Annotated in this window: 13 protein-coding genes; 10 read left to right on the top strand and 3 right to left on the bottom strand. The window is 69.3% G+C overall.

The genetic code is table 11. The features are described 5' to 3' along the window. Window positions 1-28: 28 nt before the first annotated feature. Both mfd and AC5DRG_RS21530 read left to right on the top strand, forming a co-directional pair. The gene (gene mfd / locus AC5DRG_RS21535) at window positions 29-3,559 is read left to right on the top strand and encodes a transcription-repair coupling factor (protein WP_491812205.1); all 3,531 of its coding nucleotides are present in this window, start codon (window positions 29-31) and stop codon (window positions 3,557-3,559) included. An 81-nt stretch (window positions 3,560-3,640) separates the two neighbouring features. Further along, window positions 3,641-5,629 carry an NACHT domain-containing protein gene (locus tag AC5DRG_RS21530; protein ID WP_491812204.1) on the top strand — a complete coding sequence of 663 codons (1,989 nt, stop codon included), beginning with the start codon at window positions 3,641-3,643 and terminating at the stop codon, window positions 5,627-5,629. A gap of 44 nt (window positions 5,630-5,673) precedes the next feature. Here AC5DRG_RS21530 and AC5DRG_RS21525 read toward each other — a convergent pair whose 3' ends face one another. Next, a complete protein-coding gene (locus tag AC5DRG_RS21525) occupies window positions 5,674-5,856 on the bottom strand; it encodes a hypothetical protein (RefSeq protein ID WP_491812203.1) in 183 nt (60 codons plus the stop codon). Between the two features lie 215 nt (window positions 5,857-6,071). Next, a complete protein-coding gene (locus AC5DRG_RS21520; protein ID WP_491812202.1) occupies window positions 6,072-6,254 on the bottom strand; it encodes an antitoxin in 183 nt (60 codons plus the stop codon). 147 nt (window positions 6,255-6,401) lie between these two features. Between AC5DRG_RS21520 and AC5DRG_RS21515 the strand changes: the two genes are divergently transcribed. Both AC5DRG_RS21515 and AC5DRG_RS21510 read left to right on the top strand, forming a co-directional pair. After that, the gene (locus tag AC5DRG_RS21515) at window positions 6,402-7,148 is read left to right on the top strand and encodes an HNH endonuclease family protein (protein ID WP_491812201.1); all 747 of its coding nucleotides are present in this window, start codon (window positions 6,402-6,404) and stop codon (window positions 7,146-7,148) included. 92 nt (window positions 7,149-7,240) lie between these two features. Further along, window positions 7,241-7,792, top strand: coding sequence for a DUF5018 domain-containing protein (locus AC5DRG_RS21510; protein ID WP_491812199.1), 552 nt, complete (start codon window positions 7,241-7,243; stop codon window positions 7,790-7,792). Here AC5DRG_RS21510 and AC5DRG_RS21505 read toward each other — a convergent pair. Then, on the bottom strand, window positions 7,778-7,984 hold the full coding sequence (locus AC5DRG_RS21505) for a toxin-antitoxin system HicB family antitoxin (RefSeq protein WP_491812197.1): 207 nt from the start codon (window positions 7,982-7,984) through the stop codon (window positions 7,778-7,780). The two genes, AC5DRG_RS21510 and AC5DRG_RS21505, sit on opposite strands and share 15 nt — an antisense overlap. A gap of 45 nt (window positions 7,985-8,029) precedes the next feature. Here AC5DRG_RS21505 and AC5DRG_RS21500 point away from each other — a divergent pair, with 45 nt between their 5' ends. The 6 genes from AC5DRG_RS21500 (at window position 8,030) to AC5DRG_RS21475 (ending at window position 13,065) form a co-directional block, all read left to right on the top strand. Continuing rightward, a complete protein-coding gene (locus AC5DRG_RS21500) occupies window positions 8,030-9,295 on the top strand; it encodes an RNA-guided endonuclease InsQ/TnpB family protein (RefSeq protein ID WP_491812196.1) in 1,266 nt (421 codons plus the stop codon). A 592-nt stretch (window positions 9,296-9,887) separates the two neighbouring features. After that, the gene (locus AC5DRG_RS21495) at window positions 9,888-10,148 is read left to right on the top strand and encodes a hypothetical protein (protein WP_491812194.1); all 261 of its coding nucleotides are present in this window, start codon (window positions 9,888-9,890) and stop codon (window positions 10,146-10,148) included. A 274-nt stretch (window positions 10,149-10,422) separates the two neighbouring features. After that, window positions 10,423-11,256 carry a glycoside hydrolase domain-containing protein gene (locus AC5DRG_RS21490; protein ID WP_491812192.1) on the top strand — a complete coding sequence of 278 codons (834 nt, stop codon included), beginning with the start codon at window positions 10,423-10,425 and terminating at the stop codon, window positions 11,254-11,256. A gap of 42 nt (window positions 11,257-11,298) precedes the next feature. Further along, a complete protein-coding gene (locus tag AC5DRG_RS21485; protein ID WP_491812190.1) occupies window positions 11,299-11,637 on the top strand; it encodes a hypothetical protein in 339 nt (112 codons plus the stop codon). Next, complete coding sequence (locus AC5DRG_RS21480; protein ID WP_491812188.1) at window positions 11,634-12,272, top strand: type 1 periplasmic-binding domain-containing protein; 639 nt, start codon at window positions 11,634-11,636, stop codon at window positions 12,270-12,272. Before AC5DRG_RS21485 ends, AC5DRG_RS21480 begins: the two co-directional genes overlap by 4 nt. 145 nt (window positions 12,273-12,417) lie before the next feature. Continuing rightward, the gene (locus AC5DRG_RS21475; protein ID WP_491812187.1) at window positions 12,418-13,065 is read left to right on the top strand and encodes a SurA N-terminal domain-containing protein; all 648 of its coding nucleotides are present in this window, start codon (window positions 12,418-12,420) and stop codon (window positions 13,063-13,065) included. Window positions 13,066-13,067: the final 2 nt, after the last annotated feature.

Raw genomic sequence — 13,067 nt, 5'->3', positions numbered from 1 at the left:
GCCCACCCTCGGACGGAAGCCCCCTTCAATGAGCCTGCACGGTCTGCTCGACGTCGTCGTCAAGGACACCGCCCTCGCGGAAGCGATCAAGGCGGCCCAGGACGGCAACCGCATGCACGTCGACCTGGTCGGCCCCCCGGCGGCCCGGCCCTTCGCCGTGGCCGCACTGGCCCGCGAGGCCGGCCGTACCGTGCTGGCCGTGACGGCGACAGGGCGGGAGGCCGAGGACCTGGCGGCGGCGCTGAGGTCGCTGCTGCCGGCGGACGGGGTCGTGGAGTACCCGTCCTGGGAGACCCTCCCGCACGAGCGGCTGAGCCCGCGCAGCGACACCGTCGGGCGGCGCCTCGCCGTCCTGCGCCGCCTGGCCCACCCCCGCCCCGACGACCCCGAGACCGGGCCGGTCTCCGTGGTCGTGGCTCCCGTACGGTCTGTGCTGCAGCCGCAGGTCAAGGGGCTCGGCGACCTGGAGCCGGTGGCCCTGCGGACCGGGCAGACCGCCGATCTCAACGTCACCGTGGAGGCGCTCGCCGCCGCCGCGTACGCGCGCGTGGAGCTGGTCGAGAAGCGCGGCGAGTTCGCCGTACGCGGCGGGATCCTGGACGTGTTCCCGCCCACCGAGGAACACCCCCTGCGCATCGAGTTCTGGGGCGACGACGTCGAGGAGATCCGCTACTTCAAGGTCGCCGACCAGCGCTCCCTCGAAGTCGCCGAGCACGGGCTGTGGGCGCCACCCTGCCGTGAGCTGCTGCTCACGGAGGAGGTACGCGCGCGTGCCGCCGCCCTCGCCGAGGCGCACCCCGAGCTGGGCGAGCTGCTCGGGAAGATCGCCGAGGGGATCGCGGTCGAGGGCATGGAGTCCCTGGCGCCCGTTCTGGTCGACGACATGGAGCTGCTGGTCGACGTACTGCCCAAGGGCGCCATGGCCGTCGTATGCGATCCGGAGCGGGTACGCACGCGTGCGTCCGATCTGGTGGCGACGTCGCAGGAGTTCCTGCAGGCGTCCTGGGCGGCGACCGCCGGTGGCGGTGAGGCGCCCATCGACGTCGACGCGGCCTCGCTGTGGTCCATCGCGGACGTGCGGGAGCGGGCGCGCGAGCTGGACATGATGTGGTGGTCGGTGTCGCCGTTCGCGGCGGATGAAGAACTCGACGCGGACACCCTCAAGTTGGGCATGCACGCGCCCGAGACCTATCGCGGGGACACCGCGCGGGCGCTCGCCGACACCAAGGGCTGGCTCGCCGACGGCTGGCGCACGGTGTACGTGACGGAGGCGCACGGTCCGGCGGCCCGTACGGTCGAGGTACTGGGCGGGGAGGGCATCGCGGCCCGCCTGGACGCCGAACTGGCCGAGATCTCGCCGTCCGTCGTGCACGTCGCGTGCGGCTCGATCGACTACGGCTTCGTCGATACGACGATGAAGCTGGCCGTGCTGACCGAGACCGACCTCTCCGGGCAGAAGGCGGCCGGCAAGGACGGCGCGCGGATGCCGGCCCGGCGCCGCAAGACCATCGACCCGCTGACGCTGGAGACCGGCGACTACATCGTGCACGAGCAGCACGGTGTGGGCCGGTACATCGAGATGGTGCAGCGGACCGTGCAGGGCGCCACGCGCGAGTACCTGGTCGTGGAGTACGCCCCCGCCAAGCGCGGCCAGCCCGGCGACCGGCTCTACATCCCGACCGACCAGCTGGAGCAGATCACCAAGTACGTGGGCGGCGAGGCCCCGACCCTGCACCGGCTCGGCGGCGCCGACTGGACGAAGACGAAGGCGCGCGCGAAGAAGGCCGTAAAGGAGATCGCCGCCGATCTGATCAGGCTGTACAGCGCGCGGATGGCGGCGCCCGGACACACCTTCGGCCCGGACACCCCGTGGCAGCGCGAGCTGGAGGACGCCTTCCCGTACGTCGAGACGCCCGACCAGCTGACCACGATCGCCGAGGTCAAGGACGACATGGAGAAGTCGGTCCCCATGGACCGCCTGATCTGCGGCGACGTCGGCTACGGCAAGACGGAGATCGCGGTCCGGGCCGCCTTCAAGGCCGTACAGGACGGCAAGCAGGTGGCGGTGCTGGTCCCGACCACGCTGCTGGTGCAGCAGCACTTCGGGACCTTCAGCGAGCGGTACTCGCAATTCCCGGTGAACGTACGGGCGTTGAGCCGCTTCCAGACGGACACCGAGGCGAAGGCGACGCTGGAGGGCCTGCGGGAGGGTGCGGTCGACGTCGTCATCGGCACCCACCGCCTGTTCTCGTCGGAGACGAAGTTCAAGGACCTGGGGCTCGTCATCGTCGACGAGGAGCAGCGGTTCGGCGTCGAGCACAAGGAGCAGCTGAAGAAGCTGCGCGCGAACGTAGACGTACTGACGATGTCCGCGACGCCGATTCCCCGAACCCTGGAGATGGCGGTCACGGGGATCCGCGAGATGTCGACGATCACGACCCCGCCGGAGGAACGCCACCCGGTGCTCACCTTCGTCGGCCCCTACGAGGAGAAGCAGATCGGCGCCGCGATCCGCCGTGAACTCCTGCGCGAGGGCCAGGTCTTCTACATCCACAACCGCGTCGAGTCGATCGACCGAGCGGCGGCCCGCCTCCGCGAGATCGTCCCCGAGGCGCGGATCGCCACAGCCCACGGCCAGATGTCGGAGCAGGCGCTGGAGCAGGTCGTCGTCGACTTCTGGGAGAAGCGGTACGACGTGCTCGTGTCGACGACGATCGTGGAGTCGGGCATCGACATCTCCAACGCCAACACGCTGATCGTGGAGCGGGGCGACAACTTCGGCCTGTCGCAGCTGCACCAGCTGCGGGGCCGGGTGGGCCGAGGAAGGGAGCGAGGCTACGCCTACTTCCTCTACCCGCCGGAGAAGCCCTTGACGGAGACGGCTCACGAACGCCTCGCGACCATCGCCCAGCACACCGAGATGGGCGCCGGCATGTACGTCGCGATGAAGGACCTGGAGATCCGCGGCGCCGGAAACCTCCTCGGCGGCGAACAGTCCGGCCACATCGCGGGCGTCGGCTTCGACCTCTACGTCCGCATGGTCGGCGAGGCGGTCGCGGACTACCGCGCCTCGCTGGAGGGCGGCGTCGAGGAGGAGCCCCCGCTCGACGTCAAGATCGAACTCCCCGTCGACGCCCACGTCCCGCACGACTACGCCCCGGGCGAGCGCCTGCGCCTGTCGGCCTACCGCGCCATCGCCTCCGCCAACACGGAGGCGGACATCAAGGCCGTACGCGAGGAACTCGTCGACCGCTACGGCAAGTTGCCGGAGCCGGTGGAGAACCTGCTGTTGGTGGCGGGCCTGCGGATGCTCGCGCGCGCGTGCGGCGTCGGCGACATCGTCCTCCAGGGCAACAACATCCGTTTCGCCCCTGTGGAGTTGCGGGAGTCGCAGGAGCTGCGGCTGAAGCGGCTGTATCCGGGCACCGTCATCAAGCCTGCGGCGCACCAGGTGCTGGTACCGAGGCCGAAGACGGCGAAGGTGGGCGGGAAGCCGTTGGTCGGGCGGGAGTTGCTGGGGTGGGTGGGGGAGTTCTTGGCTTCGATTCTGGGGTCGTAGGTCTCTCCGGTCCCTGGTTCCTCGTCCGTTCGATCGTGAAACCCCGGGTCGCGGACACCTGACCTCCGGCAAGATGTCGCCATGGCAGGCAGGGGGCGCGCGAGCATGATCGCGTGGACGGGGGCGGCGTGCGCGCTGGTCGCTGTGGCTCTGGTGTTCGCTCTGGTGCCCGCGCACGCCCCGCTGGGTGTGTCGGACCGCAGTGGTCTGGTGTCCATGGCCGCCGCCCTGTTGGCCCTGGTGGCCGCCGTGATCGCTCTGCTGTGGGCTCGGCCGGGCGGCCACGAGGACGAGGCGGCCGCCGTGGCCCGGCTGGCCCGTGAGGTACGCGCGGTGGGTGAGCCGCAGTGGGCGCACAGCCTCGGCGGCGACCTGACCGCCATCGATGTGACCTTCGACTTCCGGCCGTACGCGAACGCGCGCGCCGCTGTCCTCCCGCCCACGCCGGCGGGCCAGTTGGAGCGAGTGGTTGAGGACTACCGCGCGCTGCGGCCCCGTCGGCTGGTGATCACCGGTGAGTCGGGGGCCGGCAAGACCGTGCTGGCCTGGAAGCTCGTCATGGAGCTCAACAAGGCCCGCATGGAACACGAACCGGTGCCGGTCCTGATGGCGCTGGCCGACTGGGACGAGGAGGAACCCGTTGGCGACTGGATCGCCCGCCACCTGGAGCGTGACTACGGCCTGCCGGCACGTTCCGCGCGCAAGGTCGTCGCCGCGCGCATGGTTCTCCCGGTGCTCGACGGCCTGGACGAGATGGATGACGAGGACATGCCCGCGGCAAAGTCACGCGCACGTGCCGCGCTGGAGGCCCTGGCCCGCTACCAGGACGGCATCGAACCGGCTCCTCTGGTGCTGACCTGCCGTACGCGCCGCTACGACACCCTGGAGGCCGACGCCAACCACCTCCTGGACGCGGCCCGAATCGAGATCGATCCGGTCACCCCGGAGCAGGCCGTGCGCTTCCTAGAACAGCGCGGGGCGGCCCGCAGACCGGGCGTGTGGCAGCCGCTGCTGGACGAACTACGAGGGCCGCCCGGCGGAGTGATGAGTCGGGCGCTGAGCACTCCGTGGCGGCTGACTCTCCTCGCGACCGTTTATGAACGGGAAGGCGACCCGTCGGAGTTGCTGAGCGCGGCCACGGCCGACGAGGCGGCGGATCTTCTGCTGGCCCGCTACGTCCCCGCGGCGATGCGGGCGGCGGAGGAGGCGCCGGGGCGGTGCGGGGCGGCGGAGGTGCACCGCAGACTCCGGGTCCTGGCGCGGTCCTTGGAGTTTGCCGGAGGAGCACAGACGGACCTGAGGCTGCGGCAGTTGAGCCGACAGCTGGGTGGGCGCCGACCACGATGGATGTTGTGCGGGTTGATCGTGCTGTGCGGCTCGGAGGTGATGTGGGGTCCGCCTGTCGACTTCCAGCCGTTCGTGGTCGTCCTCAGCGCCGGGGTGGTCGCCGTCGCGCTGGCGCCAGTCCTGTCGACGACCGTGCGGCGGAGGCTCGGGATCGTCTCGTACATACCCCGACCGGGAAGTGCACTGTGGAAGGTGGGCCTGCGGCTGGCGTTCAAGGGACGTGGGGTCCGGCGGCTCAACCTGTTCATGTTCGTTGTGCTGCTGGCCGCGTATGGGGCGATGTTCACCCCTTGGGCGGCCGACGAGAACTGGAGTCTTCTGGGACTGATCATCACCCCGCTGATCGTCGGAATGGCTCCCGTCCTCGCGACTCAATGGGTCGACGTCGCCGCCGTCGGGCCGTCGGGATGGGTGCGCGGCGGAGTCGTCGGAGCGGTCGTTGCGGGTACCAGCCTGGCTCTGATGATCGCCACACTGCGCCCGGTGACCGGCGGCCTGGCCCTCGCCGGGCTGATGGCCGCGATCTGCCTCGGCGCCGGCTGCGAGTGGGTGGAGTACGCCCTGTACCTCCTCCTGACCCGCCGACTCCCGTTCCGCCTGGTGAGGTTCCTCGACTGGTCCGTCTCCGCCGGCCTGTTGCGCACATCCGGCATCGCCTACCAGTTCCGGCACCGGGAGTTTCAGGAGTGGCTCGTGCGGCATCCGGAGCCGGTGGCGGAGTAGCGGGGCGGAGTAGCGGGGCGGAGGAGTGGGCGGTCGGCGTCGGTCTAGCCGGGCCGGTCGGCGCGGAAGAGCATCGACGCCAGCGACCGGAACACCTCCTCCGGGTCGCGGTCGCCCACCGCCCTCTGGCAGACCATCGGCCCGGCCGGCGCCGCCCGCCTCAGTGAACTGCTCGGCGACTTCTGGGTCGCGGTGCTGTCCAGCGGGCTGCTGCCCTCGGAGACCACGTTGGGGATAGGGAAGGTGTGAAAGTCTGATCGGGAAGGTGTAAGGGCCGGGAAGCAAGCGGGAGTTGAGAGCGCCCGCCGGCACGCGCGAAGCCGCCCGCGGAAGGTAAGTCTCCGCGGACGGCCACTGTCGCAAGGTGGTTCAGTCGGCTCCGTGAGCGGCGGCGCCGCGCGCCTGGCCGCCGGGCCTCGTGATTCCTCCGTGGGTCTCCGGCTTATGGCTGATCGGGCCGGTCGCGGTCCATTCCGAGTTGGCCCTCGATCTTCTGCTGGGCCTGGTCGACCTGGCTCTCGTACTTGTTGCCCGTCTTCTCGTTGACCTGCCGCTCCGCGGCGTCGGACATTTCCTTGCCCTTGTTGCCCTTCATCTGGCTCTTGAACTTGTCGAAGATGCCCATCCAGAGCTCCTTCCGGAGGCGATTCGGAATCGACGATACGCCCGGTATCAGAGGAGTGCGCACTTTAGGCCTATATGGTCTGGACCTCTTCGCCGCTAACGTTGTCCTTGCGGGGCAGTGCTGGTCAGGCAAGGGGAGGGACGCATCGTGGTGCGTCTTAAGGGTGGGGCGGCTGCGGCCGTCGCCGTCGTGATGGTGTTCGGCGTCGCAGGGTGTTCGGAGGACGGGCTCGGCGGACTCGGCGGGTCCGAGGAGAGCACGGGTGCCACCGGTGGCAGCGGTGGCGGCGGCGGCCCGGCCCTCGCGGCCGCAAAGGCGTTGACCGTGAAGGGGCGGGCGCCCAAGACCGGGTACGACCGGGACAAGTTCGGCTCGCCCTGGGCGGACACCGACTCCAACGGGTGCGACACCCGGGACGACATACTCGGACGCGATCTGGAGGGCGTGAAGTTCACCGACGGCGACTGCAAGGTGGCCTCCGGGAAGCTGGACCCGGACCCCTATACCGGCAAGGACGTGGCCTATGAGCGTGGCCGCAGCCAGGTGGACATCGACCACATCGTCGCCCTCTCGGACGCCTGGCAGAAGGGCGCCAAGTACTGGGACGACAGCAAGCGCATAGCCCTCGCCAACGACCCCCTCAATCTCCGTGCCGTCGACGCGAGCACCAACCGCAGCAAGGGTGACGGCGACACGGCGACCTGGCTGCCGCCCAACAAGGCCTACCGGTGCAACTACGTCGCCGACCAGGTCGCGGTGAAGAAGAAGTACGGCTTGTGGGTCACCGCCGCCGAGCAGGACGCCATGGTGAAGGTGCTCTCCGGCTGCCCGGACCAGAAACTCCCCTCGGGCGGCAACCCGACCGAGGCACCGGCACGCTTCCACGCGAGCTGAGGACCCTTTCAGGTGGATACGGCCTCATCTCGGTAACCGACGCCAACGGGCGTGCCATCAACCTGACGTGGAGCAGCGGTCACATCACCAAGATGGCCGCCGCCGTCTCCAGCCGTTCCCTCAACCTCGCCTGGTCCACACCGACCGACGCCTCGGCCGCGCACGTGGCCACCGTCACCACCGACCCGGTCACCGCCGGTGACTCCTCCACCGTGTCGACCTGGACCTACGGCTACCGGACCGGCTCCCAGCACCAGAACGCCTCCCTCGACCTCGACGCGGACGTGATGTGGCCGCTGACCGAGGCCTCGGGCACGAGCGGGAAGGGCGCCGTTCTCGCCAACGAGGCTACGAAGAACGCCACTTACGAGAACGTGACGCTCGGCGCGACCGGCCCGCTCACCGGCTCCTCGTCCACCGCCGCCTCCTTCGACGGCACCACCTCCGACGTCTCCCTGTCGAAGAACACAGGCAACGACACCGACTCGGGTGCACTGTCCCGGTGGTTCAAGGCCTCTGCCGGACCAGGGGTGTTGTACTCGTACGCCTCCCAGGCCATCGGCTCCGGACAGGCCGCGAGCTTCTACACGTCGTCGATCTACCTTGCCTCCGGGCATCACCCCGGTCCTTCAGGGTCGGGGTGAATGCCCGTTCCCGCGTAGTGGGGCAGGGGAAGCCGAATCGCCGTCAGGGCGATTCGGCGTCTTGCCGGGCTCGGCAGCGCGGCGCACGACGGCGATCAGCCATGAGTTGAGGGAGCGGTCATCGGCAGCCGCGGCGGCCGCGGCCATCTCGTGCACGTCGTCGGGGAGGCGCAGGTTCACATGCTTCGTCATGGTCCCATTCTGGCACTGGACCTGTAATGATGCTAGAATGGGACCATGTCCCGATTTCGCATGTACCCGACGGCCGCCCAGGAGGCGGTCATGCGTGAGCACTGCGCGCACGCCCGGTATGTGTGGAACCTGGCGGTCGAGCAGCACTCGCACTGGCGCCGGTGGCGCAAACCCGCTCCCGGTTTCGCCGAGCAGTGCCGCCAGCTGACCGAGGCCCGGCGCGAGAACGAGTGGCTGGGTGTGGGGAATGCGGACGTTCAGCAGCAGGCCCTGAAGGACTTCGCCCAGGCCAAGAACGCCAGGTTCACCTCCGGCTTCGGTGAGCCGACCTGGCGAAAGAAGTTCATGCACGAGGGCTTCCGCGTCATCGGCACCGACCGCGTCCCGGAGTTCGGCGACGACGACACGCCGAAGCTCAACGCCAAGACGGGCAAGCAGGTCCTGGGCCGCTTGGTCGTCGTGCAGAAACTGAACCGCAGGTGGGCGCAGGTGAAGGTGCCCGGCTGCGGCTGGGTGAAGTTCCGCCTCACCCGCACCGAGCTCCCGTCGGCGAAGACGTTCCGCGTCACGCTCAAGAACGGGCAGTGGCATATCGCGTTCGCGGTCGTCCCCGAACCGATCGCCGCGCCCGGCACGGGCGAGGTCATTGGCATCGACCGGGGCGTGACTGTCACCGCCGCCCTGTCCGACGGCCGGAAACTGAACTGCCCCCAGCTCACGGCCAAGGAGCGGGCGCGGATCCGCAAACACCAGCGCCGCGCCGCCCGCGCCCCCAAGAGCAGCGAGGCCAAGACCGCCGAGTACGCGAAGGCGGCCCGACTCAAAGCACGGGAAGCCGACCGGCGCAAGGACTGGTGCGAGAAGACCAGCACCATGCTCGCCCGCACCTGTGACCTCGTGCGGTTCGAGAAGCTGAACATCAAGAACATGACCTGCTCGGCCAAGGGGACGGCCGAGCAGCCCGGCAAACGCGTGAAGCAGAAGACCGGGCTCAACCGGGCCATCCTCGCCCAGGGCTGGGGCCTGCTCCGCCAGCGCACCGAGCACAAGGCTCCCGGCCGTGTCGAGGACGTCCCCGCCCCGTACACGAGTCTGCGGTGCAGTGCCTGCGGATGGATCGACAAGAACTCGCGCAAGAGCCAAGCCGAGTTCGTCTGTTCCTTCTGCGGCTTCACCTGCAACGCGGACACCAACGCAGCAGCCAACGTCGCGGCAGGACAGGGCGGGATTTCCCGCCCCCGGCGAACAGCCGGTGCCGGAGGGACAACACCCCGCAAGGGATCGAGTGTCCGTGAACCCCAGCCCAAGTAGGCTGGAATCCTCCTCTTTTTAAGAGGGGGAGGATGTCAACACCCGTTCTACGACGAGACCCAGTCGGCGTTCGTCGACGCCAAGGATCTCCACACCGGGGACGTCCTCCAGACCCCGACCGGCACGGCCGGGAGGTCACCGGTGTCCGCCTCTACCGCGCGAACACCACGACGTACGACCTCACCATCGGCAGTCTCACGTACTACGTGGAGGCCGGGGCGACGCCGGTTCTGGTCCACAACTGCGACGGCCAGGTCGACTACGGTTCGACGCGACTGAGTCAGGCAGTGCAGCGGGCGCGGGTGGCTCAGAACAACACGGACAACAACTATGCCTCGGCTCTCCTGAGATGTACTCCGAGTTCCAGCCCTGCGCCACCCGGTGTTCGAAGATTCTGGGCAAGTTGCCCAATCTCAAGAAGATCAGCAAATCCGGGACGGAACTTGCTGCCGCGTCGACGGCGGCGAGAAATGCCGCGGTGCGCGCACTTTTCGGAAGGAAGTAGGCGAATGGCGGAGGTCGTTCGTTGGAATCGCGACGAGGCACTCGTGATTCGGGACAGCAAGGCGATGAATTCCTTGTTGAGCGAGGGGTGCCCAGATCCGCCTTGCTCTTCGAGGCCGCCGAAACTCCGTCGGAAGCCTTCGGAGCGGACGACGGCCGAGAGGTGATCGAGGTCGGGGATTTCGACGACGACCTCCGCATCTTCCTCGAAATCGACCGAGGGCAGGTGCTGTTCGGTCTCGACCGGGACACGAGTCCGACCTTCGTCAACGAGACCCTCGGCGACTTCATCTCGTGTCTCCTCAAGTTCGACGAGGGATACCCCTTCTGTGTCCGTCGGCGACTATGACGAAGGGTCTGTCTGACCAGGCACGGTCCCTCCCAACACCCGTGTCTTTGCCCCGCCATGAGGGAATCTTGTGGCGATCAAGACGCCCCGTTTCCCGGCCCGAGGGCCGGGGTCGATTAGCGTTCGATCCGCTTCGCGCGCCGGACTCCTGTGCGCGCCGTACACGCTCCCTGTGCCGTCGCTGTCCATGACGCGCGGCTCCAGGGGGCCCAGAACAACTTCCGCGGCCACACGTCGACATGTCGTGCGCCGCTCGTCATGCATTGGGGTGGGGATGGCCGGGCATCGGCAGTCCAGGAAGCGCAGATACATCACGTGGGGCGTCGCGGGCACCGCCGTGGTCGCCGGAGCCGGCCTCGCCGCGCAGAGCTCCATGGCGGCGACAACGACCACCTGGCCCGCGCAGAAGACCTACACCGGCCGCGCCTTCGACACCTGCGCCGCACCCTCCCTTTCCGCGATGAAGGCCTGGCACGGCGGCCTCTACGGCGCCGCCGCCGTCTACATCGGCGGCAAGAACCGTGGCTGCTCCCAGCCCAACCTCACCGCCTCCTGGGTGAAGTCGGTCAGCACGGTCGGCTGGAAACTCATCCCGCTCTACGTCGGCGCCCAGCCGTCCTGCCAGACCGGCTCCAGCCCCGAGAAGCTCACCGCCACCACGGCCGCCTCCCTCGGCGCGAGCGACGCGGCCGACGCGGTGTCCAAGGCCTCGGCACTCGGCATGAAGGCCGGCAGCGCGATCTACCTCGACATGGAGTCGTACGACATCACGAACACGTCGTGCAACAACGCCGTCCTGACCTACGTACGCGCCTTCGACAAGGGCCTGCACGCCAAGACGTACCGCGCCGGCTACTACGGCTTCACCAGCTCCAGCGCCAAGGCGATCGCGGGCGCCACCGACAAGACCGACCTCCCGGGCAACCTCTGGTACGCGCTGTGGGACAAGCAGAACACCACGACCACGGACTGGCCGTTCGGCGCCACCCAGTACACCAACCACAGCCGCGCCCACCAGTACATGGTCAACAGCAAGGAGACGCGCGGCGGTTACACGATCACCGTGGACCGCGACGCGTGGGACGCGCCGGTCGCCATCACCGGCTGACACGGGGAATCACGGGGAATCACGGGGAATGAGGGACGGGACATGAAGGTCACTGTCGTACCGGCACTGGCACTGCGGCCGCTGCTGAAGCGGCCGTTCACCGCGCGCGTGGTGCTCGCCGTGCTGCCCGTCGTCAGCCTGGGCCTGCTGTGCCCCGTACCGTCCCTCGTCATCGCGCTACGGCGGGGCAGCCGGGCCGACTGGTGGGCCTTCGGGGCGTTCGGCGCGGTCCTCGTGGCCTGGGTCGCCGAGCTCGCTCTGACGCCGGAGACCACCCACGGACCGCTGTTCGCGACCGACGTACTGCTGATCCTTACGTCCATGGTGGGCGCCTCGGTGCACGCGTGGACGGTCTGGCCCCGGAAGGCAGGGCATCGGTGACCAAGCAGGTCAGACAGGTCTCGCGGGCGAGGTCCACGGCTTCGGCAGCCGAGGGCCAGGAAGGGCGCCTCGCGCGCGTGGGACGCGGCGCCGTCACCTGGCTGCGCTCGCTCAGCGGACGCACCATCGGCCTTGCGGCGGGCGCACTGTCGGTCGTCGCCGCGCTGATCGTGGCCGGCGTCTTCGTCTTCCGGCACGACGACCGGCCGCCGATCCCCGAGACCCGGGCCCGCCATTACACGGACATGGACGCCTGCCTGCTCACCGACAAGGACGGCATCACCGCCGGCACCGCCGCCGCCCAGGTCTGGCAGGGCATGCAGGACGCCTCCCTGAAGACGCACGCGCGCGTGAGCTACGCCCAGGTCACCGGTGAGCAGAGCGCCGCGGCCGCGCGCCCGTTCCTCAACAGCCTGATCCAGCGCTCCTGCGACGTCGTCCTGGCCGTCGGACGCCCCGAGGTCGAGGCGGCGTCGCAGACGGCACCCCGGTACGGCAAGGTCGGCTTCGTGCTGGTGGCAGGGGACGAGGGTGGCCGGAAGGCCGGCACGAACGTGACGACCGTCCCGCGCGGCGACGGGGTACGGGCCGGTGTCGCGTCCGCCGTGGAGCGAGCGGTGAACGGCGAGGACTGAGCCGGTCACCTCCCGCCGAAGCGCGGCGGTACCTCAGCCCCCACGGATTCGTTGGTCGAATGGGTTGGCCACAGCTTGCCCACTGCCTACCATCGATCACCGCAAGACTTTGTGCACCGCCGCACAATCTCCTCGGGAGGCTTCCTTGCACCGCCGCCGTCGCACCGCGCTCGTCCTGTCCGCCGTGATCGCCGCCGCGGCCCCTCTTCTCACCGCCTGCGGAAACGATGCGCATCCCGGCGCGGCAGCCGTCGTGGGCGGCCAGCGGATCACCGTCGCCCAGCTGGAGACCCGGGTGAACGAGGTGCGCGAGGCACAACGGGCCGCGGTGCCGGACGACGCCCAGTACGCGCAGGCCATCGCCAAGACCGGGACTCTCACCCGCGACACCCTCCAGGGCATGGTCCTCGACCGGGTGCTGCACCGCGCCGCCCAGGACGCGGGCGTCACCGTCAGCCGCAAGGAGATCCTGGAGCTGCGCAGCGGCCTGGAGCAGCAGGCAGGGAGCGCCCAGGCGCTGGAGACGGCGTGGCTCCAGCAGTACGGCGTCGCCCCCGAGCGCCTCGACGAGAACCTGCACCTCCAGCTGGAGGCCCAGAAACTCGCCAAGCAACTCGGCACCGACACCGCCCAGCCCGCCTTCTGGAAGGCCCTCTCCGAGGCCTCCGAGGAACTCGGCGTCGACCTCAACCCGCGCTACGGCACCTGGGACGTCGAGAAGAGCAGCCGCGTCGACGCGAAGACTCCGTGGGTACGGGAGGTCACGGCGGCGGGGACGCAGGAAACGGCGTAACG

Source organism: Streptomyces sp. JLBG701, from assembly GCF_058544905.1.
The sequence above is the reverse complement of the archived record's forward strand: the minus strand, read 5'-3'. Positions and strand labels throughout refer to the sequence as shown.